27 protein-coding genes and 1 tRNA gene are annotated in these 24,820 nt (G+C 70.4%); 20 read left to right on the top strand and 8 right to left on the bottom strand.

Going from position 1 to position 24,820, the window contains the following annotated elements; all coding sequences use genetic code 11:
- Positions 1–2 precede the first annotated feature (2 nt).
- From BI335_RS15215 to BI335_RS15190, 6 genes are all read left to right on the top strand, one after another.
- The gene (locus BI335_RS15215; protein WP_094355437.1) at positions 3–698 is read left to right on the top strand and encodes a LuxR C-terminal-related transcriptional regulator; all 696 of its coding nucleotides are present in this window, start codon (positions 3–5) and stop codon (positions 696–698) included.
- Positions 699–829: 131 nt separating this feature from the next.
- Entirely contained in the window at positions 830–1,615 is a 786-nt protein-coding gene (locus tag BI335_RS15210) for a nucleotidyltransferase domain-containing protein (protein ID WP_094431880.1), read from the top strand.
- Between the two features lie 28 nt (positions 1,616–1,643).
- Positions 1,644–2,648 (top strand): LacI family DNA-binding transcriptional regulator, encoded by a 1,005-nt coding sequence (locus BI335_RS15205; RefSeq protein WP_094431878.1) that lies wholly within the window; start codon positions 1,644–1,646, stop codon positions 2,646–2,648.
- Between the two features lie 104 nt (positions 2,649–2,752).
- Complete coding sequence (locus tag BI335_RS15200; RefSeq protein ID WP_094355434.1) at positions 2,753–3,745, top strand: alpha/beta hydrolase fold domain-containing protein; 993 nt, start codon at positions 2,753–2,755, stop codon at positions 3,743–3,745.
- Entirely contained in the window at positions 3,745–5,019 is a 1,275-nt protein-coding gene (locus BI335_RS15195) for an MFS transporter (protein WP_094355433.1), read from the top strand. Before BI335_RS15200 ends, BI335_RS15195 begins: the two co-directional genes overlap by 1 nt.
- Complete coding sequence (locus tag BI335_RS15190; protein ID WP_094431876.1) at positions 5,016–6,026, top strand: lipase family protein; 1,011 nt, start codon at positions 5,016–5,018, stop codon at positions 6,024–6,026. The genes BI335_RS15195 and BI335_RS15190 overlap by 4 nt, the downstream gene beginning before the upstream one ends.
- Here BI335_RS15190 and BI335_RS15185 read toward each other — a convergent pair.
- On the bottom strand, positions 6,023–6,970 hold the full coding sequence (locus BI335_RS15185) for an ADP-ribosylglycohydrolase family protein (RefSeq protein WP_094400863.1): 948 nt from the start codon (positions 6,968–6,970) through the stop codon (positions 6,023–6,025). The genes BI335_RS15190 and BI335_RS15185 overlap by 4 nt on opposite strands.
- 82 nt (positions 6,971–7,052) lie before the next feature.
- Between BI335_RS15185 and BI335_RS15180 the strand changes: the two genes are divergently transcribed.
- Complete coding sequence (locus BI335_RS15180) at positions 7,053–7,709, top strand: GNAT family N-acetyltransferase (RefSeq protein WP_094431986.1); 657 nt, start codon at positions 7,053–7,055, stop codon at positions 7,707–7,709.
- Here BI335_RS15180 and BI335_RS15175 read toward each other — a convergent pair.
- Both BI335_RS15175 and BI335_RS15170 read right to left on the bottom strand, forming a co-directional pair.
- Positions 7,688–7,764: transfer RNA gene (locus BI335_RS15175), tRNA-Met, on the bottom strand. The two genes, BI335_RS15180 and BI335_RS15175, sit on opposite strands and share 22 nt — an antisense overlap.
- 157 nt (positions 7,765–7,921) lie before the next feature.
- Positions 7,922–9,052: an FUSC family protein gene (locus tag BI335_RS15170; protein ID WP_094431874.1), complete on the bottom strand. Its 1,131-nt coding sequence runs from the start codon at positions 9,050–9,052 to the stop codon at positions 7,922–7,924.
- Between the two features lie 97 nt (positions 9,053–9,149).
- Here BI335_RS15170 and BI335_RS15165 point away from each other — a divergent pair, with 97 nt between their 5' ends.
- From BI335_RS15165 to BI335_RS15145, 5 genes are read left to right on the top strand one after another with little or no spacing between them, the layout of a single operon-like run.
- On the top strand, positions 9,150–10,682 hold the full coding sequence (locus BI335_RS15165; RefSeq protein WP_094400867.1) for an ABC transporter substrate-binding protein: 1,533 nt from the start codon (positions 9,150–9,152) through the stop codon (positions 10,680–10,682).
- Between the two features lie 4 nt (positions 10,683–10,686).
- The gene (locus tag BI335_RS15160; RefSeq protein WP_094355428.1) at positions 10,687–11,643 is read left to right on the top strand and encodes an ABC transporter permease; all 957 of its coding nucleotides are present in this window, start codon (positions 10,687–10,689) and stop codon (positions 11,641–11,643) included.
- A complete protein-coding gene (locus tag BI335_RS15155; RefSeq protein ID WP_094400869.1) occupies positions 11,640–12,452 on the top strand; it encodes an ABC transporter permease in 813 nt (270 codons plus the stop codon). The genes BI335_RS15160 and BI335_RS15155 overlap by 4 nt, the downstream gene beginning before the upstream one ends.
- Positions 12,452–13,303, top strand: a complete 852-nt coding sequence (locus BI335_RS15150; RefSeq protein WP_094405236.1) for an ABC transporter ATP-binding protein — start codon at positions 12,452–12,454, stop codon at positions 13,301–13,303. Before BI335_RS15155 ends, BI335_RS15150 begins: the two co-directional genes overlap by 1 nt.
- Positions 13,300–14,082, top strand: coding sequence for an ABC transporter ATP-binding protein (locus BI335_RS15145; protein ID WP_094431872.1), 783 nt, complete (start codon positions 13,300–13,302; stop codon positions 14,080–14,082). The genes BI335_RS15150 and BI335_RS15145 overlap by 4 nt, the downstream gene beginning before the upstream one ends.
- Positions 14,083–14,085: 3 nt before the next feature.
- Here the strand turns inward: BI335_RS15145 and BI335_RS15140 are convergent, their stop codons facing one another.
- Positions 14,086–14,271, bottom strand: a complete 186-nt coding sequence (locus BI335_RS15140) for a hypothetical protein (protein ID WP_094431871.1) — start codon at positions 14,269–14,271, stop codon at positions 14,086–14,088.
- A gap of 81 nt (positions 14,272–14,352) precedes the next feature.
- Between BI335_RS15140 and serA the strand changes: the two genes are divergently transcribed.
- Entirely contained in the window at positions 14,353–15,555 is a 1,203-nt protein-coding gene (gene serA / locus BI335_RS15135) for a phosphoglycerate dehydrogenase (protein ID WP_094400877.1), read from the top strand.
- A complete protein-coding gene (locus BI335_RS15130; RefSeq protein WP_094431869.1) occupies positions 15,552–16,568 on the top strand; it encodes an aldo/keto reductase in 1,017 nt (338 codons plus the stop codon). The genes serA and BI335_RS15130 overlap by 4 nt, the downstream gene beginning before the upstream one ends.
- Here the strand turns inward: BI335_RS15130 and BI335_RS15125 are convergent, their stop codons facing one another.
- The 4 genes from BI335_RS15125 to BI335_RS15110 are packed head-to-tail and all read right to left on the bottom strand — an operon-like array spanning position 16,569 to position 20,470.
- Positions 16,569–17,408 carry an inositol monophosphatase family protein gene (locus BI335_RS15125; RefSeq protein WP_094355421.1) on the bottom strand — a complete coding sequence of 280 codons (840 nt, stop codon included), beginning with the start codon at positions 17,406–17,408 and terminating at the stop codon, positions 16,569–16,571.
- 16 nt (positions 17,409–17,424) lie between these two features.
- Positions 17,425–18,462: a ribosome small subunit-dependent GTPase A gene (rsgA, locus tag BI335_RS15120; protein WP_407644066.1), complete on the bottom strand. Its 1,038-nt coding sequence runs from the start codon at positions 18,460–18,462 to the stop codon at positions 17,425–17,427.
- Positions 18,459–19,859, bottom strand: a complete 1,401-nt coding sequence (aroA, locus tag BI335_RS15115) for a 3-phosphoshikimate 1-carboxyvinyltransferase (protein ID WP_094431867.1) — start codon at positions 19,857–19,859, stop codon at positions 18,459–18,461. Before aroA ends, rsgA begins: the two co-directional genes overlap by 4 nt.
- A 17-nt stretch (positions 19,860–19,876) precedes the next feature.
- Positions 19,877–20,470 (bottom strand): DoxX family protein, encoded by a 594-nt coding sequence (locus tag BI335_RS15110; RefSeq protein ID WP_094355419.1) that lies wholly within the window; start codon positions 20,468–20,470, stop codon positions 19,877–19,879.
- A gap of 98 nt (positions 20,471–20,568) precedes the next feature.
- Between BI335_RS15110 and BI335_RS15105 the strand changes: the two genes are divergently transcribed.
- From BI335_RS15105 to BI335_RS15085, 6 genes are all read left to right on the top strand, one after another.
- Positions 20,569–21,300 (top strand): SOS response-associated peptidase, encoded by a 732-nt coding sequence (locus BI335_RS15105; RefSeq protein ID WP_094431865.1) that lies wholly within the window; start codon positions 20,569–20,571, stop codon positions 21,298–21,300.
- Positions 21,297–21,977, top strand: a complete 681-nt coding sequence (locus BI335_RS15100; protein ID WP_208109126.1) for an alpha/beta hydrolase family protein — start codon at positions 21,297–21,299, stop codon at positions 21,975–21,977. The genes BI335_RS15105 and BI335_RS15100 overlap by 4 nt, the downstream gene beginning before the upstream one ends.
- A 71-nt stretch (positions 21,978–22,048) precedes the next feature.
- Complete coding sequence (locus tag BI335_RS15095) at positions 22,049–22,675, top strand: sigma-70 family RNA polymerase sigma factor (RefSeq protein ID WP_094355417.1); 627 nt, start codon at positions 22,049–22,051, stop codon at positions 22,673–22,675.
- A complete protein-coding gene (rsrA, locus tag BI335_RS15090) occupies positions 22,672–22,998 on the top strand; it encodes a mycothiol system anti-sigma-R factor (RefSeq protein WP_229117778.1) in 327 nt (108 codons plus the stop codon). Before BI335_RS15095 ends, rsrA begins: the two co-directional genes overlap by 4 nt.
- Before the next feature lie 99 nt (positions 22,999–23,097).
- Positions 23,098–23,172, top strand: coding sequence for a 50S ribosomal protein bL37 (locus tag BI335_RS22500; protein ID WP_369797015.1), 75 nt, complete (start codon positions 23,098–23,100; stop codon positions 23,170–23,172).
- Between the two features lie 77 nt (positions 23,173–23,249).
- Complete coding sequence (locus BI335_RS15085; protein WP_094355416.1) at positions 23,250–24,716, top strand: sensor histidine kinase; 1,467 nt, start codon at positions 23,250–23,252, stop codon at positions 24,714–24,716.
- Positions 24,717–24,820: the final 104 nt, after the last annotated feature.

Here is a 24,820-nt window from a genome sequence, read left to right as displayed (position 1 = left end):
GGATGAATCGTGGCAACGGACCGGTCCGGGTGGCGGCACTGGATGATCACTGGGTCTGCCTCTACGGGCTGCGGGCGCTGGCCGCCGAGCGGCCCGACAAGCTGCTGCTGACCCGGGAGGCGTACTCGGTCGCCGAACTGCTCGCCGACGGTCTGGACGCCGAGGTGGTGCTGCTCGACCTGCTCGGGGTGCGCGACCAGGAGCACCCGGAGGACACCATCCGGGAGCTGACCGGCCGCGGGATCAAGGTCGTGCTGCACACCTCCTCGGTCGTCCCGATACCGATCCGCGGTGCGATGGCGGCCGGTGCGGTCGGCCTGGTGCTGAAGGCCGACGGCGGCGAGGGCGCGGTGCTGGAGGCCGTCGAACTGGCCGCCGCCGGCGAATACGCGGTGAGCGGCGAGCTGGCGTACGTGCTGCTCAACGATCCGGACCTGGTCGCCAAACTGGCACCGCGCGAGGTCGAAGGGCTCACCCTGCTCGCCCAGGGCGTACCCAAGAAGGCGATCGGCCGCAAGATGGAGGGCCGGCACATCGCCGAGACCACCGTGAACACCTACTTCTCGCGGATCGCCGGCAAGTACGCCGCCCTCGGCCGCCCGGTCGGCAACTCGGTCGATGTGATCCGGGAGGCGCACCGCGACGGTTACCTGCGTCTCGATGACGATGAATGGGCCCGGGAGTACCTCGAGCACTGAGCGTTCGCGCTCTGGGGGCTCGCGCACTGGGGGACGGGGTCAAAATCGGTGGCCCGCACGCACCGCATTTCGTACCCTCGTTGAGGTTCCGCGAGGAACCTCGGAGATCGAGAGTCGAGCAGGTGAGCAGCATGAACGCGATGAACGTCGAATACGGCGACCGGGCCGTGGCCCTGGGCGGGGAGATCCTCCGTTCGGTGGTCGGCAGCGGCGTGCACGGCATCGCGATCGAGGGCACCGACGACCACGACGAGCTGGGTGTCTACCTCGAACCGGAGGCGTACGTCTTCGGTGTCGATCGGCCCCGCGAGGACTACGTGTGGCGCACCCAGCCCGAGGGTGCGCGCAGCGGCCCGGGTGACACCGACCTGATCCTCTATTCGCTGCGCAAGTATCTGCGGCTGGCGATCAAGGGCAATCCGACGGTGTTGCTGCCGCTGTTCGCACCGCCGGAATCGCTCATCGTGCGGACGCCGTTGGGGGAGGAGCTGCGTGGATTGCGTCCGGCTTTCCTTTCCCAGGTGGCGATCGAGCGATTCCTCGGTTACATGCATTCCCAGCACCAACGGATGCTCGGCCAGTCGAAGCGGAACGTGCCGAACCGGCCCGAACTGATCGCGCGGTACGGCTGGGACGTCAAGTACGGCAGCCACGCACTGCGATTGGCCTACCAGGGCCGGGAGATCGCGCAGACCGGTCACCTCACCCTGCCGTTGGCCGAACGGCAGCGGCAACGGGTGCTCGCGGTGAAGCGCGGTGAGGTGCCGCGGACCGAGGTGTCACAGGAGATCGCCCGGGTCTCGGCCGAGGTCCGCGGACTGCTCGACACCCGGCGCACCCCGCTGCCGGAGCGCGCCGATGTGCCGCGGATCAATGCCTGGGCGATCAGTGCGCAGCGGCGACACTGGGGCTGGTGAGTGCCGCGGCCCCCGTTAGGGTGGGCGCGTGGAACGCCGGGGTGGACGCAGCATCAAGGGGGTCGCCCGGGAAGCGGGGGTGAGCATCGCCACCGTCTCCCGGGCGATCAACCATCCCGATCAGGTCTCCGAACCCACTCGGCGCAAGGTGCTCGAGGCGATCCGGCGGCTGGACTACCGGCCCTCGGCGGAGATGGCCGACCGGGCGCGCGGGGCGGGCGCACGGATCGCGGTGCTCGCGCCGTTCTCCAGCTACGGTTCGTACGCCGAGCGGCTGAACGGGATCTTCGCGGTCGTGCAGCCGCGCGGGATGGAGGCCCTGGTCCGCGACCAGCCCTCCTCGGCCGCCGCCATCGAACCGCACCTGGATTCGCTGCCGCTGCGCAGCGATGTCGCCGGGGTGATCGTGATGGGGGTGCCGGTCTCCGGCGACGGGGCGGCCCGGCTCGAGGAGAGCCGGTTGCCGGTCGTGCTCGTCGACTCCGATCACCCCGCGTTCAGCCGGGTCGAGTTCGACGACACCGGTGCCGGTCGGCTGATCGCCGAGCACCTGCTGGGCCTCGGGCATCGGCAGGCGTACTTCGTGCACGAACCGCAGGCCGCCGACTTCCGGTCGGCGGGTCTGGTCCGTTCCGATGCGATCCAGGCCGCCGGCCTGCCCCTCACCTCGGTGCCGGTGACCCCCGACTTCGGCGAGGCGGTGCGCCGGCTCGACCACTGGCTCGGTGGGCTGAGCGACGGGGGAGCGTTCGACGCCGGGCCGGTCGCCGTGGTCGCCAATCACGACCGGCTCGGGGCGGCCGTGCTGGCCGCCGCCCGCGGGCGCGGGCTGCAGGTGCCGGAGCAGCTGCGGGTGATCGGGGTCGACGACGGCGAGATCGCGGCGGTGGCCGGGCTGACCACGATCCGGCAGCCGTTCGCCGAGTCCGGCCGGTTGGCCGCCGACCTGCTGCTCGCCCAGCTGGCCGACCGACGGCGACCGCCGGCCCGGGTGCTGCTGTCCGGTGAGCTGGTGCTGCGCGCCTCCACCTGATCGACGGGCCGTTTCGGCCATCGCCCGAGACCCCTTGCCTGAACTGCGTTTCCATGTAAACATCATCAAGACCGTTCGGTCCGCCCGATGTCGAAGGAGATGTCATGACCTCGCGTGCCCCGCTGGATCCCATCGTCCGCGCCGAGATCGCCCGCCGCGTCGCCACCGGTGACGACCCCGTCCCGGGCACCCCGATGCCGGAGCGCCGGGAACGCGCGCTGCGGGTGAACACCGATCTGTGGCGCAACGCCGGCCGGCCCGGGCCCCGGACCGACACGTGCGAATGGCTGGTCCCGGTGCCCGACGCACCGGACGTCCGGGTGCGGATGCATCGCCCACCCGGTGCCGGCGACCGAGCCCTGCCCGGGGTGATCGCACTGTTCGGCGGCGCCTTCCGGCAGGGCGGGATCGACTACCCGAGCTTCGATGCGGCCGCCCGCGAACGCTGCGTGGGCGCCGAGGTCGCGATCCTCGCGGTCGACTACGCCCTGGCACCGGAGCTGCCCTTCCCGAACGCGCTCGAGCAGGTGTACGCGGTGCTCGACCAGCTGGCCCGCCACGGCGCGGACCACGGCATCGATCCGACCGGGCTCGCGGTCACCGGCGCCAGCGCGGGCGGCAACCTGGCCGCCGCGGCCTGCCTGGCCAACCGGGACCGGGCCAACCACCCGGTGCGGTTGCAACTGCTCGAGGTCCCGGCGCTGGACCTCACCGGGGGCCACCTGGATCGCGGCGTCCTCTCCGACCTCGGGGGCGGAGAGGACGCCGCAATGGCCGACGTGAACGAGGTCGTCTCGATGTATCTGGCCGGTGCCGATCCCCGGGACCCACTGGCCTCACCGCTGCTCGCCGACTCGCTGGCCGGTCTGCCGCCGGCGTACCTGATGGCCGCCGGACTCGACCCGTTGGTCGGTGACGCCCGCGCCTATCTGACCAGGTTGCTGGCCGAGGGCACCCCGGCCAGCCTGTTCGAGGCGGCCGGGCAGACCCATGAGAGCAACAGCTTCGCCGGCATCTCGCTGGCCGCCCGGCACTGGGAGGCCAGCGTGATCGCGGTGCTGCGGACCCTGCACGACGCACCCGGGACGGTGCGCTGATGTCCAGCACGGCGGCCACCGACTCCCCGGAGACCCCCGCCGAGGGCATCATCGGGCAGCGGCAGGGCCCGGCCTTCCTGCCGCTGTTCATCCTCGCCTGGTTCGGCGTGACGATCGCCTTCAACGGCATGATGGGCGCCGCGATCCCCAAGGTCGTCTACCTCCTCGGCCCGGAGAGCAAGGACCGGAACCTGGCGGTGATCACCAGCATCGGCGGTGTGGTCACCCTGGTGCTCACCCCGCTGTTCGGCCGGTTGAGCGACCGGACCCGGCTGGGCTGGGGGATGCGCAGACCGTGGATGGCGGGCGGGGCCGTGGTCATCCTGGCCGGTGCGCTGGTGCTCGCGTACGCCCACGTGGTGCCGCTGCTGGTGCTCGGCTGGTGCATCACCCAGATCGGCATCGCGGCGGTCGCGATGGGCCAGCACACCCTGCTCGCCGACCAGATCCCGGCCCGGATCAGGGCCCGGGTCTCGGCGGCCACCGGGGTCTCGGCCGGTGTCGCCACCGTCGCCGGCGCGGCGATCATCGCGGCCTTGCCGCAGGATCAACAGGCCCCCTGGTTCCTGGTGCCCGGGACGATCTGCCTGGTGCTCAACCTGGCGCTCTGCTTCGGCTACCGCGACGCCCGACGGACCACCCCGGTCGAACCGTTGCGGGCCCGCGAGATTCTGGCCACCTACTGGCTGAATCCCGTGCGCTACAAGGATTTCGCGTGGGCCTGGGTGTGCCGGTTCTGCATCACCATGTCGATCCTGACGGTGTCGCTGTTCCTGCTCTTCCTGATCATCGACTCCCTCGGTGTCCCACCGGAGCGCGCCTCGGCGGTGCAGGCGGTCAGCTACAGCGTCTTCGTGGTCGCCAACATGGTGACCACCGTGCTCTTCGGCTGGATCTCCGATCGCACCGGCCGACGCAAGACGATCGTGTTCTCCGCCAGTGCGCTGACCGTGGCCGGCCTGGTGGTGGCGATGCTGGCCGGCGATCAGACGATGTTCCTGATCGGGTTGGGCATCGTCGGCGCCGGGCAGGGCGCCTTCATCTCGGTCGATGTGGCGATGATGACCGAACTGATCCCCTCGGTCGACGACGCCGGTAAGGACCTCGGCATCGTGGCGCTGTCCTATCAGCTGCCACAGGTGATCGGGCCGATCGTCGGTGCCTGGGTGGTGGGGCTCGGCGGCGGCTCGAACTACACGAATCTGTTCCTGTTCACGATCGTGCTGGCCGCGCTCGGGGCCCTGGCGGTGCTGCCGATCAAGGGCGTCCGATGACCGTCGCGGAACCGGTGGCCGAACAGATCACCCCGTTGATCGACGCTGGCCGGGGGGTGCGGCTGCGGCATCCGGTGCGGTCCACCGACGGTTTCGACACGATCGCCGTCACCGAGCTGCAGCTTCCCGAGGGTACGCCGCCGGCGGGCGGTTGGCCGGTGGTCGTGCACGGCCACGGGACGAACGGTCTCGGACCGCTGACCACTCCCGAGCACCGGCCCCGGCCACCGGAGGAGAACGACTATCTCACCGGGCTGCTGGCCCGGGGGTGGGCCGTGGTGGCGCCGGACTATCTGATCGTCAACGGCATCCATTCCTATCTGGACGGACCGGACGAGGCGTTGGCGATGGTCCGCGGCCTGCAGGCCGCCAGGCGTCACGAACCCCAGCTGGGCAGGAAATGGCTGTCCACCGGTGGCTCCCAGGGTGGGCATGCGGCGCTCTGGGCCGGGTATCGGGCGCCGGAGCTGGCACCCGAACTGGAGCTGGCCGGGGTGGTGGCGCTCTGTCCGGCCAGTCAGCTCGAGTGGATCTTCGGACTGATCGGCCCGCGCACCCCGGCCCGGATCGCGGCCGGTTGCGGCAGCCCGCTGCTGATGGTCGCCGCGGCGGCGGACCTGGTCCGCCCGGACCTGCGGGTGAGCGACTCGTTTACCCCGCTCGGGCAGCGGGTGCTGCGGGAGATCCGGGAGCTGGAGATCTTCGAGATCATGGAGCTGGTGTCGGGGTTCGAGGTGCCGTCCCTGCTGCGCCACCCGGCGGGCCGGGGTGGTCTGGGTCGGCAGCTGCGGGAGCGGGTCAGGGTGCCGACCGGAATCCCTGCCCCGGTTCGGATTCTGCAGGGCTGGCGGGACACCTCGGTACCGCTGCCGCTGACCATCGGGCTCGCGGTCTCGCTGGGTCGGCAGGGGGTCGATGTCGGGGTGCGCGTGGTGGACAGCGGGCACGGTGACATCGTCACCAGGGGTGCCCGGGCCCGGGCGTTGATGGCCGGGTTGTTGACCTAGCCGGCCGCTCCGCCGCGGACCGTGCGGACCGCCAGCTCGGCCAGATCGTCGAGCCGCGCGTTCTCCCAGCCGTGCACGATCTCCCGCCACTGGTCCGGGATCGCGGAGTGGCCCCAGCGCGCACCGAGCAGCGCTCCGGCGATGCAGGCGACGGTGTCGGTGTCGTTGCCGATCGCGATGGCGGCCTCGAGGCCGGGTACCAGCCCGTCGGAGGAGGTGATCGCCGACCAGGCCGCCTGCAGCGCGGTGACGACGTAGCCGTTCGGGTTGAAATGCTGTGAGGGAAGGGATTCCGCCTTCTCGATCGCCGTCCGCCAGAAGTCCTGGCTGGTCCGGGGGAGCTGATCGACCAGGTCGATCAGGGCGGGCAGTTCACCGGTGAGGATCGTGTGCCGGATCGCCAGGCACCAGAGCGCGCAGGCCTGGGCGCCGACGGGATCGTGATGGGTGAGTCGGGCGATCAGCCCGGCCGCTTCGATCAGGGCGGCCGGGTCGTCGAGGTGGGCGAGTGCGACCGGTGCGGTACGCATCAGGGTGCCGTTGCCACCGGTGCGCTGCCCGCGGGCGGCGATGGAGTCGGAGACGGCGCGCATGGTGGCCGCGGTGGGATGGTGACCGGCGGCTCCCAGGACATTGCTGGTATGCACCCCGACATCGGGCGGATCGCCGGCGTACCAGGCCGCGAAGCCGCGGGCGATGGCGTTCAGGGCCGTGGTGTCGCGCAGGTCCCGACCGGTCGCCGCGACCCGGGCGATGGCGAAGGTCTGGGCGGTGTCGTCGGTCCATTCACCGGGGGCGAAATCCCCGAGTCCACCGCCGATCATCTCGGGCCGGCCGTCCAGTTCGACGGTCTCGAACTCGTAACCGGCGCCGAGCGCGTCCCCGCACGCCGCGCCGGTCAACGCCCCGATCGCGCGGTCGAGCTGGGCCTCGTCGAGCTGCATGGTCCAAGCTTACGGAACGCGCTGCGAGCGGTGTCCTTGGACGGATCGGTTCCGACTGCCGGGGGCGTGCAAACCTGTGCCCATGACCATGCGTCCCGATCATCGTGAACTCGTCGGCGAGACCGTCCGACTGACCGCGACCACCCCTGCCGATGCCCCGGAGCTGTTCGCCGCCATGGACGACCCACGGGTCTGGGAGGTCAATCCATCGGTGGCGGCGGGACGCCCGCGCGATGCCGAGGAATACGCCCGGGAGCTGATCTGGGATCCCGCGGTGAAGGTGCAGTACACGATCCGTGACCTGGCCGGCGGCGCGGTCGTCGGGACCACTTCGATCATGGACATCGACCTGCACAACGAGAAGGCGCACATCGGCAGCACGATGCTCAGCCCGTCGACCTGGGGTACGAGAGTGAATCCCGAGGTGAAATACCTGCTGTTGCGCCATCTTTTCGAGGACTGCGGGTTCGGTCGGATCAAGATCCAGACCGATGCGAACAACGAGCGTTCCCAGGCGGCGATCGCCAAGCTCGGCGCCGTCCGCGAAGGGGTGATCCGGCGGGACCTGCGCCGTCATGACGGCACCTTCCGGGACACCGTGGTGTTCTCGATCCTGCGGTCCGAGTGGCCGGCGGTGCGTGAGGGACTCCGTGCGCGGTTGGCTCCGCGAGGGATGACAAGAGGCCCTGCCGGTTCCCGGCAGGGCCTCTCGCACTTTGGTAGCGGGGACAGGATTTGAACCTGTGACCTCTGGGTTATGAGCCCAGCGAGCTACCGAGCTGCTCCACCCCGCGTCGTTGTGCTTGGAATACATTACACGCGTCGGGCCGGGATCCAAAATCGGGGTGAACCGGGGCTTCGACCAGCCCAGCCGACGTGCGGGGCTCATCTCGACACGCGACCCATTGCTCCGCTTCGCTGCGCATGGGTCGCTACTCGACGAGCGTCGGGTCAGTCCATGTCGGGGATGAGCTCGCGGGCGTCGGCGTAGTCCATGCCGGAGAGCTGCACCAGGTCGACCATGATCGATCGCATCTGGGCGAACAGCACCACCGCCGACAACGACTCCGACAGCATCAGGTGGGAGCTGCGTTCGCCGAGGGTCTCCATCCGCTGCCGGATGCCGGTCGGCAGCCGCCGGGCGTACAGCTCACCGGAGCACCACTTGATGTCCTCGGCCAGGGAACCCATCAACGACAGGTACGCCTGCGGGATGGTCTCGCTGCGATAGAGCGCCACCGCACTGCGCCGGGCCAGCACCCGCAGGTTGCGGGCCATCCGGTCCAGCGGGTCGACGATCTGGGACAGGTCCTGCATGTGCGGCAGATTGCGCCGCCGGAACGGCGAATAGCGCACCACCGCCATCCCTTCCTCGACCGCATCGTTCAACCGCTCCAGGGCGCCCTCGCTGCGCCGGGCCCGGTCCAGCACCCGGTCACCGGCCTCCGGGTCGCCGTCGGTCAGCGCCTCGCGGATCGCATTCAGGGTGTCGGCGGCCTCGCTGAGCACGCCCGCCGCCAGGATCCGCGGCCGGGTCAGCGGGCCCGCCGGGGCCACCGTGGTCACCAGCAGCGCGAGCGCACAGCCGATCAGCGCGGTCAGCCACCGCCCGAACCCGGCACCCGGGTTCGGCAGCAGGGTCATCACGATGATCGCCTGCACCCCGGCCTGGGTGATCATCAGATTCCGCGCACCCAGCCAGGTCGCCACCGACATGGCCAGGATCGTCACCACGATGATCTGCCACACCCCGGTGCCGAACAGATAGACGAACACGTCGCCGAAGAACACCCCGACCGCCACCCCGACGGCGATCTCCACCCCGCGGCTCAACCGCTGCCCGTAGCTGGAGCCCAGGGTGACCACCGCGGCCACCGGCGCGAACACCGGCAGCGGGTCGCCGAGCAGTTTCATCGACGCCCACCAGGCCACCCCGGCGGTGATCGCGCACTGGCAGATCAGGAAGAGCCGGTTCCGCCACCGTTCGACGCGGCGGCGCTGCGAATCGCGACCCCGGCGTACCGAACGCTCGCTGAGGTCGAAAGCTCGCAGCGCCATCCGTTGCCAGGAGAACCGAACCATAACGACATCATCCCGGGTTCGCGTCGACGGGGGCGAGCACCCCGGGGGTGTGGCTACAGTGACCCCATCCGTGGGCTGGTCGGAGAAGGAGCCGTCGATGTCGCAGCGTTCCCGCAGGACGGTTCGAGTCCGTCCGCGTACCGGCGTGCTCGCCCTGCTGCTGTCCCTGCTGATGCTGCTGGCGGCCGGTTGCTCACCGAGCGAGGGTGGCGGTGGGAACGCCGAGACCAAGACCCTGCTGGTCGGCGCCACCGCCCAGCCGCCGACGATGGATCCGACCGCCAACGATGCGGCCGCGATCTCCCAGGTGATGCTCTACAACGTCTACGAGACGCTGGTGAAGGTGGACAGCCAGGGCAAGCTGCAGCCGCTGCTCGCCCAGCGCTGGGACGTCTCGCCGGACAATCTCACCTACACCTTCATCATGGATCCGTCGGCGAAGTTCGCCTCCGGGCGCCCGGTGACGGCGAAGGACGTGGTCTGGTCGATGGATCGGATCCGCTCCGGCAACGCGACCGCGACCCTGAAGCGGCAGCTCTCGCTCGTCGAACAGGCCACCGCGACCGACACCAACACCCTCACGGTCAAGCTGACCCGGCCCTCCAACATGTGGCTGTGGGACATGTCGTCGACCGCCGGGATGGTGTTCGACTCCGAGGCCGGCACCGATCTGGCCGCGCAGACCGCCGGTTCGGGGCCGTTCCAGCTCACCGAGTGGCTGCCGGGAGTGTCGGTGACACTGGGCAAGAACACCAACTACTGGGCCACCCCGGCGCGCTTCGACGAGGTCACCTTCCGCTACTTCAGCGATCCGAACGCGATGAACGCCGCGATGCTGTCGGGGGAGCTGGACATCATCTCCAACCTGCAGGCGCCGGCGGCGCTGCCGCAGTTCGAGGACCCGTCCCGGTTCACGGTCGTGGAGGGCACCACCAACGGTGAGGTGGTGCTGTCGATGAACAACCGCTCGCCGGGTCTCAGCGATCCGCGGGTCCGGCAGGCGATCCGGTACGCGATCGACAAGAAGGGACTGCGGGACACCGTCTGGGCGGGCAAGGGTCTCCTGATCGGTGCGATGGTGCCGCCCACCGATCCCTGGTACGAGGACCGCACCGGCGACTTCCCCTACGACCCGGAGAAGGCGAAGCAGCTGCTCGCCGAGGCGGGTGTGCAGAACCTGCGGCTGCGGTTGCGCTTGCCGACCCTGCCGTACGCCACCTCCGCCGGCCAGTTCGTCGCCTCCCAGCTCAAGCAGGTCGGCATCGAGGCCACCATCGACCAGCTCGAGTTCCCGGCCCGCTGGGTGGACACCGTGCTGACCAGGGGCGACTACGACATGTCGATCGTCTCCCATGTCGAGGCCCGCGACATCGTCCGCTTCGCCAACCCCGACTACTACTTCCACTACGACAATCCCGAGTTCCAGCGGCTGGTCGCCGAGGCCGACCGCGGCCCGGCCGCCGAGCAGGCGCCCAAGCTCAAGGAGGCCGCGAAGCTGATGTCCAGCGATGCCGCCGCCGACTGGCTGTTCCTGCTGCCCAATCTGGTGATCACCCGCCCGGAGATCACCGGCGTACCGCAGAACGCCACCACGCTCAGCTTCGACCTGACCACGATCGCGTCCCGCTGACCAGATGCCACCGGTCCTGAGACGAGTCCTGCTGCGGTTGGCGATCTTCGCCGTCTCGTTGGTGATCGCCTCGATCCTGATCTTCGTGCTCTGCTGGATCCTGCCCGGGGACCTGGCCCAGGTGATCCTCGGTGCGAACGCCGACCCGATGGCGGTGGAGGCGATGCGGCGGCGGCTCGGGCTGGACCAGCCGCTGTCCGAGCGCTACTGGGAATGGGTGACCGGCATGCTGCGCGGCGACTTCGGCACCTCGCTGCTCAGCCGCCGCTCGGTGTCCAGCCAGATCATCAGCAAGCTCGGGGTGACGGCCTGGCTGGTCGGGCTGGGCATGCTGGTCGCGATCCTGATCGCGGTGCCGGTGGGGATGCTCGCCGCGCTCCGCCGGCGCCACCTGGACGGGGTGATCCTGTCCGCGCTTTCCCAGCTGGGGTTGGCGATCCCGGCGTTCTGGGCCGGCATCATGGCGGTCTACCTGTTCGCGGTGAAGCTGCGCTGGCTGCCGGCGAACGGCTACGTCCCGCTCACCCAGGATCCGGCCGGCTGGGCCGCCCGGCTGGTGCTGCCGGTGCTCTCGCTGGCACTGGTCCAGGCCGCGGTCCTGGCCCGCTACGTCCGCTCGGCGACCCTGGAGGTGCTCAGCGAGGACTACTACCGCACCGCGCGGGCGATCGGCTGGCGGCAGCTGCCGGCGCTGCTGCGGCACGGGTTGCGCAACGCATCGCTGTCGGTGGTCACCGTGCTCGGGCTGCAGCTGTCGACCCTGCTGGTGGGGGCGATCGTGATCGAGAACGTGTTCTCGATCCCCGGCCTGGGTTCGCAGCTGCTGACCGCCGCCTCCCAGCGCGACCTGGTGCTGGTGCAGGGCACGGTGATGCTGCTGGCCTTCGCGGTGCTGCTCATCAACACCCTGGTCGACCTGTCCTACCTGCTGCTCGATCCCCGGCTGAGGTCGAACCGATGAAGCGCGCCGGACTCTGGATCGGGACCGTACTGGTCGGGATGGTCGTGCTGACCGCGCTGGTCTCGCTGGTCTGGACCCCCTTCGACCCGACACTGGTCGACCCGTCGCTGTCGATGGCCGAACCGGGCTGGCCGCATCTGCTCGGCGCCAACTTCGTCGGCCTGGACAACCTGTCGATGCTGATGGTCGGTGCGCAGACCTGCCTGCTGGTCGGCATCATCGCGGTGGCGGTGGCCGCGCTGATCGGCGTACCGCTGGGCATCATCGCCGGGATGCTGCGCGGCTGGGGCGGTGAGGTGCTGCTGCGCGGGGTGGACATCCTGTACGCCTTCCCGGCCCTGCTGCTGGCGATCCTGCTGGCCGCCACCCTTGGTGGCTCGACCTGGACCGCGATGCTGGCGATCGGCATCGCCACCATCCCCGCCTTCACCCGGGTCACCCGGGCCGCGACGCTGTCGGTGATGAGCAGCGACTACGTGCTCGCCGCCCGGGCCGCCGGCACCACCCGGTTGGGCATCGCGCTGCGGCATGTGCTGCCCAATGTGGCCCCGGTGATCGGGGTGCAGGCCTCGGTGTCCTTCGGGATAGCGATCCTCGCCGAGGCGGCGCTCTCCTATCTGGGGTTGGGTACGCCGCCGCCCACGCCGACCTGGGGCCGGATGCTGCGGGAGGCGGTGACCTACCTGTTCACCGACCCGCTGCAGGCGCTCTGGCCGGGGCTGGCGATCGCCGGCGCGGTGCTCGGGTTCAACCTGCTCGGCGACGGCCTGCGGGATCTGCTCGACCCGCGGCTGAAGGAGGTCCGCTGATGGCGCCACTGGTGCAGGTGGCGGACCTGCGGGTCGCCTTCGCGGACAGCAGCGGCCCGGCCGGCCGGGAGGTGCTGCACGGCATCGACCTGACGATCGAGCGCGGCGCCCGGGTCGGACTGATCGGCGAATCCGGATCCGGCAAGTCGCTGACGGCGCTCGCGCTGATGGGACTGCTCCCGGAAACCGCACGGACACAGGGATCGGTGCGTTTCGACGGTCGGGAACTGCTCGGCCGCCCGGATCGGGAGGTGGCACCGCTGCGCGGGGACCGGATGTCGATGGTCTTCCAGGAACCGATGACCGCACTCGACCCGACGATGCGGATCGGTCGGCAGGTCGCCGAGGTCTGGCAGCTGCATCGCGCCGGGCGGGGGAGCAGTGGTCGGGATCAGGTGCTGCAGATCCTCCAGGAGGTCGGGCTCGATGACCCGGCCCGAATCGCGAAGTCCTTCCCGCACCAGCTCTCCGGCGGCCAGCGGCAACGGGTGGTGCTGGCGATGGCGCTGATCAACCGGCCCGAGCTGGTGATCTGCGACGAACCGACCACCGCCCTCGATGTCACCGTGCAGGCCCGGGTGCTGCGGTTGCTGGACCGATCGCTGACCGAGGTGCAGGCCGCCTGCCTGTTCATCAGCCACGACCTGGCGGTCGTCGCCCAGGTCTGCGACGAGCTGGTGGTGATGCTCGACGGGTCGATCGTCGAACGGGGGCCGACCGCCGAGCTGCTCCGCGACCCGCAGCACGGTTACACCCGCGGCCTGCTGGCGACCGCGCAGCTGGACCGGGTCGAACCCGGCGCCCGGTTGCCGGTGGTCGCGGACTTCTATGCCGGGGAGGCGATCGAATGAGCGACCCGGTCTTCGAGGTCGAGAACGTGAGCCGGGTGTTCACCGGCTCCGGCCGTCGCGTGACCGCGGTCGACGACGTCAGCCTGACCCTGGCCCGCGGTGAGCGGCTCGGCATCGTGGGGGAGTCCGGGTCGGGCAAATCGACGCTGATCCGGATGATGGCGGCCCTCGACCGGCCCACCTCCGGCAGCATCCGGCTGAACGGCACCGATATCGCGCTTCCCGAATCCCGGTTGGGATTCCTGCGATCGGCGGTGCAGCTGGTGTTCCAGGATCCACGCTCCTCGCTGAACCCGCGGATGCGGGTGAGCGACATCATCTCCGAACCGCTGCGCTCCCCGTTGCTGCGCGGCCGCGAGGATGTACCGACCGACCGGCCGGCCCGGGTCCGGGAGGTGCTCGATGCGGTCGGCCTGCCCGCCGATTCGGGGCGCCGTTATCCGCACGAGTTCTCCGGCGGGCAGCGGCAGCGGATCGCGATCGCCCGGGCACTGGCGCCCAACCCGCAGGTGCTGATCGCCGACGAGGCGGTCTCCGCCCTCGATGTCTCGGTACGGGCGCAGGTGCTGAACCTGCTCAACGACCTGGTGACCGGTTTCGGGCTGACCCTGGTCTTCGTCAGCCACGACCTGATGGTGGTCCGGCACACCTGCGATTCGGTCCTGGTGCTGCGCTCGGGTCGGGTCGTCGAACGCGGCCCGACCATGCAGGTGTACGCCGACCCGCAGGCCGAGTACACCCGCGAGCTGCTCGCCGCGGTACCCCGATTGCCCGAGTGAGCGTCAGATGCCGCCGAGGGAGGCGAAGGCGCCGATCCAGATGATCCCGAGCCCGAGCACCGCGATCAGCACACCGCGGCGCCGGCCCGCGGATTCGGGTGGGTTGACGTAGGCCAGGCGTACCCCGACGATCGCCGGGGCGAGTCCGAGGACCAGCGCGACGATCCCGATCAGCATCCCGGAGTTCACCCGGTCAGCGTAGCGGGGTGACACCGTTCGCCGGCTGGACCCGGGCCGCGAATTCGAGGATTGCGCCTAGACTCACCGCTCGTGAAAGCACTCCTGCTCGAGAACATCCACAGCGACGCCGTCGAGATCCTGCAGTCCCGCGGATTCGATGTCGAGGTGCGTTCCGGCGCCCTCGATGAGGACGAGCTGATCCGCTCGCTGCCCGGGGTGAACGTGCTCGGCATCCGCTCCAAGACCCAGGTCACCGAGCGGGTGCTCAAGGAGGCCGATCAGCTGGAGACCATCGGCGCGTTCTGCATCGGCACCAACCAGATCGATTTGAGCAGCGCCGCCGAGCGCGGTGTCGCGGTCTTCAACGCGCCGTTCTCCAACACCCGCAGCGTGGTCGAGCTGGCGATCGCCGAGATCATCGCGATGGCCCGGCACCTGACAGACAAGAACGCGGCCCTGCACAACGGTGTCTGGGACAAGTCCGCCAAGGGCGCCCACGAGGTCCGCGGCCGGACCCTGGGCATCGTCGGCTACGGCAACATCGGCTCCCAGCTCTCGGTGGTCGCCGAATCGCTGGGCCTGCAGGTCTATTTCTATGACATCGTGGACCGGCTCGCCCTCGGCAACGCCCGCCGCTGCGGCAGCCTGGAGGAACTGCTCAGCAAGGTCGAGACCGTGTCGCTGCACGTCGACGGCCGGGCCGGCAACGGCGGCTTCTTCGGTGCCGAACAGTTCGCGATGATGCGGCCGCGTTCGCTGTTCCTCAATCTGAGCCGCGGGTTCGTGGTGGACCACGAGTCGCTGCGCGACAACCTGCTGTCCGGGCACATCGCCGGTGCCGCGGTCGATGTGTTCCCCGCGGAGCCGAAGGCGGCCGGTGACGCGTTCACCTCGGTGCTGCAGGGCATCCCGAACGTCATCCTCACCCCGCATGTCGGCGGCTCCACCGAGGAGGCCCAGCAGGACATCGGCCACTTCGTCGCCGGCAAGCTCTCCGACTTCGCCGACCTGGGCGCGACCACGATGTCGGTCAACCTGCCCCAGGTCCAGCTCGACGAGACCGCTGGCGGCGTACGCCTGCTGCACCTGCACCACAACGTGCCCGGCGTGCTCGCCAAGCTGAACCAGGTGATCGCCGACCACGAGGTGAACATCGACCGGCAGACGCTGTCGACCCGCGGACCGCTGGGCTATGTGCTGACCGACGTCAGCGGTGCCCGGGTGGCCGAACTCGCCGACGCGCTGCGCAACCAGCCCGAAACCGTGCGACTGAAGGTGGTGGAACGCCGATGACCCGACTCGGTGAGCTGGAGGTCTCCGCGATCGGCTTCGGCGCCATGGCGGTCTCCAACATCTACGGCGACATCAGCGACGAGCAGGCGCGGGCCACCGTGAACGCCTGCATCGACGCCGGGATCACCTTCCTCGACACCGCCGACGTCTACGGCAGCCCGCGCGACGGCGCCGAGGGCCCGGCCGGTACGAACGAGGAGATGCTCGCACCGCTGCTGGCCGAACGCCGCGACGAGGTGCAACTCGCCACCAAGTTCGGGATCACCGCGATCCGCACCGGGGAGGCCGGCAAGGCCAAGCGCACCGACGGCCGGCCGGAATACGTCCGCAGCGCCTGCGAGGCCTCGCTGCGTCGGCTCGGGGTGGAGACCATCGACCTCTACTATCTGCATCGCCCCGACCACGACGTGCCGATCGCCGAGACCGTCGGCGCGATGGCCGACCTGGTCTCCCAGGGCAAGGTGCGCCAGCTCGGGCTCTCCGAGGTGACCGCCGAGGAGCTGCGCAGCGCCCACGCCACCCACCCGATCGCCGCGGTGCAGTCGGAGTGGAGCGTCTGGTCCCGCGACGTCGAGGCCCGGGTGCTGCCCACCTGCGCCGAACTCGGCATCGGCTTCGTGCCCTACAGCCCGCTGGGCCGCGGCTTCCTCACCGGTACGCTGACCCGCGACGACGTGGCCGGCGATTTTCGCGGCCAGACCGAGCGGATGGGTGAGGGCTGGGACGACAACCAGCGGGCGCTCGCGATCGTCACCGAGGTCGCCGAACAGGTCGATGCGACCAACGCCCAGGTGGTGCTCGCCTGGCTGCTCGCCAAGAGTGACCAGTTCGGCGTGGCGACGGTGCCGATCCCCGGATCCCGCCGCCCGGAGCGGATGATCGAGAACCTGGGCTGTGTCGATGTCCGGCTGTCGGCCGAGCAGCTCGACCGGCTCGATCAGATCGCCGGCGCCGTCCGCGGAGACCGCAACATCACCGGCGACCCGAAGTGGATCAGCTCCGGGCGGGAGTGATCAGTTCTCGGGGCGGTCGCGTTCGGCGTTCGGGTCGACCGCATCGCCGGCGAGCAGCTGGCGTACCACCACATCGTGCAGCAGGCCGTTGGTGGCGACCGCGCCGGGACCGTGCGGGCCGGGATCCCCACCCACGCTGGTGAACCGGCCACCGGCCTCGGTGACCACGATGTCGCAGGCGGCCATGTCGTGCAGCGCCAGCTCCGGTTCGCAGGCGACGTCGACGGCACCCTCGGCGACCAGCATGTAGGACCAGAAGTCGCCGTACGCCCGGGACCGCCAGACGGTCCGCATCAGGTCGACGAAGTGTTGCCCCCAGCCGGCGGAAACCCAACCGTGCAAGGAGGAATAGGACAGCGACGCGTCGGCGATCGCGGCCACCTGGGAGACCTGGAGCGGTTTCGCCTGGGCCAGTGACTTGCCGGCATAGGCACCGTTGCCCTTCGAGGCCCACCAGCGCCGGCCGAGTGCGGGGGCGGAGACCACCCCGGCGACCACCTCGTCACCGACCATCAGCCCGATCAGGGTGGCCCAGACCGGTACCCCGCGGACGAAGTTCGAGGTGCCGTCGATCGGGTCGATGACCCAGCGCCGCGGCCCGTGGCCGGTGTCGTCCAGCTCCTCACCGTGCACCGCATCCCTGGGCCGGGCCCGGGACAGCGTCTTGCGCAGGACCTCTTCCACCGCCACGTCGGCGTCGGTGACGTGCGACAGGTCCGGTTTGGCGGAGACCTTGAGATCCTGCGCCTTGAACCGGTCCATGGTGATCGAGTCGGCGTTGTCGGCCATCAGGTGGGCCAGGCGGACATCGTCGGTGTAGTCGGCGGTGTTGGCAGGCATGGGGGCGAATCTATCCTCACTCGTAGGGCAGGGCGCGCGCGGCGACCATCCGCCGGAACGAGTCGACCCGGGCCCGCGGGAGCTCACCGGCCTGCACGGCGGCATCCAGCCCGCAGTCGACGGCGTCGAAGCCATGCTCGCAACCCCGCGGACAGTCGGCGGTGAACTCGAGCAGATCCGGGAAAGCCTTGATCACATCGGCGGGGGTGACATGGCTGAGCCCGAAGGACCGCACCCCGGGCGTGTCGATCACCCAGCCGCCGGGCTCCCCGTCGGCGAGTTCGGGCAACCGCAGCGCGATCGCCGAGGTGGAGGTGTGCCGGCCCCGGCCGGTGACCTCGTTGACGACGCCGACGGCCCGATCCAGGCCGGGGATCAGTGCGTTCACCAGGGTCGACTTGCCGACCCCGGAGTGCCCGATGAAGACCGAGATCCGCCCGCTCAGCAGTTGCCTGAGTTCGGCCAGGTCGGCACCGGGTTCGCTGACCACGATCGGCACACCGAGGGGGGTGTACGCCGCCACCAGGTCGTCGGGGGAGGCCAGATCGGCCTTGGTCAGGCAGAGCAGCGGCTCCAGCCCGGCGTCGTAACCCGCGACCAGGATCCGGTCGATCATCCCGGTCCGCGGCGGTGGGTCGGCCAGCGCGGTGACGATCACCAGCTGGTCGGCATTGGCCACGATCGGGCGCTCATAGGGATCGTCGTCATCGGCGGTACGCCGCAGCACGGTGTCGCGTTCGGTGACCTCGACGATCCGGGCCAGGCTGCCGTCCGCCCCGGACAGATCGCCGACCAGGCGTACCCGGTCGCCGACGATCACCGAGCGACGGCCGAGGTTGCGGGCCTTCATCGCCGTCACCGGGACCGCATCGGGACCCGGTTGGTCCGCCTCGTCGAGCAGCAGGCAGCGGTAACGGCCGCGATCGATGGTCATCACCATGCCCAACGCGGCGGCGGAATAGTCGGGACGGTCCTTGGTCCGTGGCCGGCTCCGGCGGCGGGGGCGATCGAAACCGGCGTGGTCGTCGGAGTGGATCCCGCCCCGACGGATCACGCCTGGACCCCGCCGGTGGACCCGTTCCCGCGCTCGGACCACTCGTCGGAGTCGTCGAGCATCTTCGTCCACAGCATCGGGAACTCCGGCAGCGTCTTGGCGGTGCACCCGACATCGTCGAGGGTGATGTCGTCGACCAGCAGGCCGAGCAGCGCACCGGCGTGCGCCATCCGATGGTCGGCATAGGTCCGCCACTCCCCGCCGTGCAGCACCCGCGGGTGGATCACCAGCCCGTCGTGGGTCTGCCGGGTGTGCGAACCGAGCCGGTTCAGCTCGGTCTCCAGGGCGGCGAGCCGGTCGGTCTCGTGGCCGCGGATGTGCGCGACGCCCCGCAGATGCGAGGTGTCCCGGGCGACCGAGGCCAGGGCGGCGACGACCGGGGTCAGCTCGGAGGCGGCCGACAGGTCCAGATCGACACCCCGCAACCGGTCCTGGCCGCGTACCACCAGGGCCCCGTCGCGGCGCTCCACGCTGGCCCCGAAGGCCTCGAACACCTCACGGGCCAGATCCCCGGGCTGGTTGGTCCGCTCCGGCCAGTCGAGCACCCGCACCTCACCGGCGGTGATCACCGCGGCGGCCAGGAAGGCGGCGGCATTGGTCAGATCCGGCTCGATCGTGGTGTCCCGGGCCGCGATCGGCCCCGGCTGCACGATCCAGCGGTCGGTGCCCTGCTGCTCGATCCGGACGCCGCGCTCGCGCAGCATCAGCACCGTCATCTCGATGTGCGGTCGGCTGGGCAGGGTGGGGCCGATGTGACGCACGTCCAACCCGCGGGCGAAGCGGGCGCCGACCAGCAGCAGTGCGGACAGATACTGGCTGGAGCTGGAGGAGTCCACCAGCACCGGCCCGCCGGGCAGGTCGGGCCGACCGGTGACGGTGAACGGCAGGTGCTGGGTGTCGGCCGGGTCGATCTCGGCGCCGATGTCGGAGAGCGCGTCCAGCAGCGGGCCCATCGGCCGCTTGGTCGCCTCGGCGTCGCCACGGAAACCCACCGTTCCCGGTGCCAGGGCGGCGATCGGCGGCAGGAAGCGCATCACCGTGCCGGCCAGGCCGCAGTCGATGTCCCCGCCGGCGCTGAAGCCGTCGGCCGGGGGAGTGATCCGCCAGCTGGGCCCGCTGTCGTCGATGCCGACGCCGAGGGTGCGCAGGCCGTCGCGCATCAACCGGGTGTCCCGGGCGTCCAGGCCACCGGTGATGGCGCTCGGACCGTCGGCCAGCGCGGCCAGTACCAGGGCCCGATTGGTCTCGGACTTCGAACCCGGTACCCGGACGGTGGCGTGCACCGGTTCGGCGGCGATCGGGGCGGGCCAGGGACCGGTGTCCGCGGCGCGACGCGGCGGCGCCGACCGCGCGGGGCGGTCGGCGCCGGAGAGGTCGGAATGCGAGGGCGTGCTCATCGGAGGTCGTCCGGCAGTCAGGAGGAGATCTCCTTGACCCGCTTCTTGGCGTCCTTGCGGGCGCGCTTCAGCCGCTTGCGGGCCTCGCGCTTGGACACTTCGGCGTCCTTCTCCAACTGGGCCCGTGCCTTCTCCACCCGGCGGCCGATCCGGTTGGCCTGGTCCTGGGCGCGCCAGGCGATGCTCGGCTGCCCCTCGGTGTCACCGGCGGCGACCAGTGCGCCACCGACCAGCGCCAGGTTCTTCAGCAGTTCGTTGCGGGCGGCCGCCTTCTGCTCGAGGCTGGCACCCTGGCCCGCGCCACCGCTCATCAGCTGCGGCACCATCGAGGCGGCCAGCAGGCCGGCACCGAGGCGGCGGCCCTTGCCGAAGATCAGGCCGAGTCCACCGGCGACCTGGAGGCCACCGGAGATCCGGGCCAGGCTGGCGGTGTCGGTGGGGATGGCGGTGGCCACCTCGGCCGGCGCCACCTTCTTGGCCAGCGGCACCACCTTGCTGGCGAACTTCTCCTGCTCCGCCGCATAGGGCGTGGGGTCCTTGAGGGCCTTGGCTCCATTGACCACGAAGTAGCCGGCGAGCATGGTCCTGGCGAGCGCGCGCATCAGAGTCATAGGCCTATGTCTACCGTGTCGGGTTTGGCTTGGAAAGGCCGGGGGGTCCCCTCGGGTCCCGCGGGCATCGTTGGACCACTGGTCGTAGATTGGCTGGCATGTGTGGGCGCTACGCGGCCTCGGCCGATGAGGCCGAGCTGGTGGAGGAATTCGACATCGACGAGGTGGCCGGTGAGCTGCCCGCGGCCAGCTGGAACATCGCCCCGACCGACCCGGTCGCGGCCATCGTGCAGCGGGTCTCCAAGGATGACGGGGAGAGCCGGCGCAAGCTGGTGCCCCTGCGCTGGGGGCTGGTGCCGTCCTGGTCGAAGGACACGAAGGGCGGCGCCCGGATGATCAACGCCCGCGCCGAGACCGTGGCCGAGAAGCCGTCGTTCCGCAAGGCCTTCGCGGCCCGGCGCTGCCTGCTGCCGGCAGACGGCTACTACGAGTGGTACGCCACCGAGGCGCCGCCCGGTGGCAAACCTGGCAAGCAGCCGTATTTCATCCACCGCGGTGACGGCGGCCGGCTGGTGATGGCCGGGATCTATGAGTTCTGGCGCGACGACTCCCGGCCCTCCGGTGACCCGGACGCCTGGTTGAGCACCTGTTCGATCATCACCACCAGCGCCACCGACGCGTTGGGCCACCTGCACGACCGGATGCCGATGGTGATCGCCCGGGAGGCCTGGGACGACTGGCTCGATCCCGGGCTCACCGACCCGGCGGCGGCCCAGGAGCTGCTGCGGGTCACCGATGCCGAGCTGCTGGCGGCGTACCCGGTCGCGAAGGCGGTCGGCAACATCCGCAACAACTCACCCGAACTCGTCGAGCCGGTCGAGGCGCCGTGATCGTCGACCTGGAGACCCCGCTCGGCCCCTCCCGGATGTACGCCGCAGCGCCCACCGCGGGCGATCCGCGGGCGGTGCTGCTGCTCGGCCACGGCGCCGGCGGGGGAGTCGACGCCCCCGACCTGGTCGCGCTGACCGGACTGGGTGAGCAGGGCATCGTGGTGCTCCGCTTCGAGCAGCCGTGGCGGACCGCCGGCCGGAAGATCGCGCCCGCCCCGGCCCGGCTGGACGAGGGCTGGGCGCCCGCGGTGGCGTACGCCGAGGAGACCCATCCGGGGCTGCCGCTGTTCGTCGGCGGCCGCAGCGCCGGGGCGCGGGTCGCGGTCCGCTGGGCGGCAGCGCACCCGGTCGCCGGGGTGGTCGCGCTGTCGTTCCCACTGCACCCACCGGGGAAACCGGAGAAGTCCCGTGCTCCCGAACTGCTCGGCGCCACCGCCCCGGTGCTGGTGCTGCAGGGCGAGCGCGACCCCTTCGGCACCCCCGCGGAGGTCGCGGCCGTCGTCGACGAGGCGGGTGCCGACCAGATCCGCGTCGTGGTGGTCCCGAACTGCGCGCACGAACTGAAACCACCGGCCCGGGCGGCCAGCACGCCCGCGCAGATCGCGGCGGTGCTGACCTCCGATGTCACCGACTTCGTCGACCGGATCGTCGGCGGGCGGGGGAGAGCCGGGGAATAACCGGCGACCCGGTCCCGTTGTGCCGGGTGATGACGAGCACAACTTTCCCGGCACCGGTACTGTCATACGTGATGACACTGCCGAGCGATGAACTGCGCGACCCGGAACTCGATCTGTCGACCGAGACCGAGGCCGAGCGCTCCGCGCGCTTCGAGCGGGACGCTCTGGGGCATCTGGACCAGCTCTACGGCGCGGCCCTGCGGATGACCCGCAATCCCTCCGATGCGGAGGACCTGGTGCAGGAGACCTACGCCAAGGCGTACCAGTCCTTCCACCAGTACACCCCGGGCACCAACCTGAAGGCGTGGCTCTACCGGATCCTCACCAACACCTACATCAACAGCTACCGCAAGGCGCAGCGCTCGCCGAAGATCTCCGACGGGGAATCGGTCGAGGACTGGCAGCTGGCCCGCGCCGAGTCGCACAGCTCCACCGGGCTGCGCTCGGCCGAGATGGAGGCGCTGGACCGGATGCCGGATTCGGCCGTCACCGACGCGCTGAACAACCTCTCCGACGACTTCCGGACCGCGGTCTATCTGGCCGATGTGGACGGCTTCGCCTACAAGGAGATCGCCGAGATCATGGGTACGCCGATCGGGACCGTGATGTCCCGGCTGAACCGCGGCCGCGCCCAGCTGCGCAAGGCCCTGTCCGATTACGCCCGGGATCACGGGATGCTGCCCCAGGACGCATCGTGACGCCCCGCGAGCCGCAGGATCCCGGACCCGAGCTGGATGGCCCCGAGCTGGACGGTGCCGACGCCGAGGAATTGCGTCGGCTCGCCGAGCAGGACTGCTCGGTGGTGCTGCAGCGGGTCACCGCCTTCCTGGACCACGAGCTCGACGGTGCGTCCACCGAGGTGATCCGGTTGCATCTGGAGGCCTGTGAGCGCTGTGTCGAGGACTTCGACGCCGAGCACGCGATCAAGCAGCTGGTGAACCGCTGCTGCCCCGAGGAGAAGGCGCCCCAGCAGCTGCGGGTGAGCATCATGACCTCGATCACCACGTGGCGTCGCGGCTGAGGGCGTCGGGGCTGAGGGTTTCGGGGCTGGCGATTCCGCGATCCGGGTCCGGACGCGATAGGGTTACCTGTCGATCATCACAGACAGCAGGAGGCTGACATGGGCAAGACCGGCCGCAAGCGCCGCGCGCGTCGCAAGAAGGGCGCGAACCACGGCAAGCGCCCCAACGCCTGAGCACACGCTCAACCACCGAGCCCGGGTCATCGACCCGGGCTCGCGGCGTCTTGTGACCAGTGAGTAGGTTGGTGCCCATGCCGCTGCTGTCCACCCTGGTCCGCGATCACACCGACATCGGGCCGGAGGACGAGGAGTTCCTCACCCGGCTCGTCGCGGAGTGGCATCTGCTCGCCGATCTGTCCTTCTCCGATCTGGTGCTCTGGATCCCCGACACCGATCCCAACATCTTCTGGGCCGCCGCCCAGGTCCGCCCGGCGACCGGCCCCACCGCGCTGGAGTTCGACGTCGCCGGCGACGAGATCGCCTATCTGCCCGAACACGGGGTGCCGGAGGCGTACCTCACCGGAACCGAGGTGGAGACCTCGGAGAACAAGCTGCAGGCCGGGATACCGGTCGATGTGCACGCGGTGCCGATCCATCGCGACGGCAAGGTGCTGGCAGTGATCGAGCGGCACACCAACCAGATGGGGGTCCGCGCGCCCGGCGCGCTGGAGGACAACTATCTGGAGATGGCCGAGGTCCTCACCGAGATGGTCTCGCGCGGGGAATACCCGACCGGTACGCCGAGCGACATGGTCTTCAGCCCGCGGGTCGGCGACGGGGTGTACCGGCTGGACAAGAATCGCAACGTCGCCTACGCCACCCCGAACGCGATCACCGCGCTGCGTCGCCTGGGCCTGGATTCCTATCCCGAGGACGAGCACCTGCCCTCGCTGCTGCGCGGCCTGGCCGAGGCCGCCGGGGGCAGCGCACCGGCCGATGAGGCGTACTTCACCACCGAGATCTCCGAGGTGGAGGCGATCGCCGGCAATGTGACGATCCGGCTGCGGCTGGTGCCGCTGCGCGGCGAGGACGGTTCGGACGAGCTGATCGTGCTCTGTCGCGACATCACCGAGATCAGCCTGCGGGAGCGCCAGCTGGTCACCAAGGACGCCACCATCCGGGAGATCCACCACCGGGTGAAGAACAACCTGCAGACGGTGGCCGCGCTGCTGCGGATGCAGGCCCGTCGCTCGCCCGAGGCGCGGGTCGCGCTGACCGAGGCGATGTCGCGGGTGGCCGCGATCGCGGTGGTGCACGAGACGCTCTCCCAGACCTTCGACGAATCGGTGCCCTTCGACGACGTGGCCGACCGGGTGCTGCAGATGGTCGGCGCGGTGGCGACCCAGCACGATCACCCCGAGGGGGTGCGGGCGCGCCGCGAGGGCAGCTTCGGCATGGTCCCGGCCCCGGTCGCCACCGCGCTCTCGCTGGTGGTCACCGAACTCTGCCAGAACGCCATCGAGCACGGGTTGAGCGGCTCCAGCGGCGGGACGGTCACGGTCCGCCCGCGCACCGATGCGGGCTGGCTCGAGGTCGAGGTCGTCGACGACGGGACCGGGCTGCCGGAGGACTTCCAGTTGGCCACCTCGCGGAGCCTGGGGTTGAGCATCGTCTCGACCCTGGTCCGCGACCTGGGCGGCACCTTCGAACTGATGAACAATCCGGACGCGCCGGGATCGCTGGCCCGGGTCCGGCTGCCGATGGCGAACGACTCCTGATCGAGCCCCGGGCACGATGGGCCCCGGAACACGATGAGCCCCGGGGATCCATCCCCAGGGCTCCGTGCTTCTTCGTGCTGATCGATCGCCAGGCGATCTCAGGC

This window comes from Enemella evansiae (genome assembly GCF_002250705.1).
Lineage (GTDB): Bacteria > Actinomycetota > Actinomycetes > Propionibacteriales > Propionibacteriaceae > Enemella > Enemella evansiae.
The sequence above is the reverse complement of the archived record's forward strand: the minus strand, read 5'-3'. Positions and strand labels throughout refer to the sequence as shown.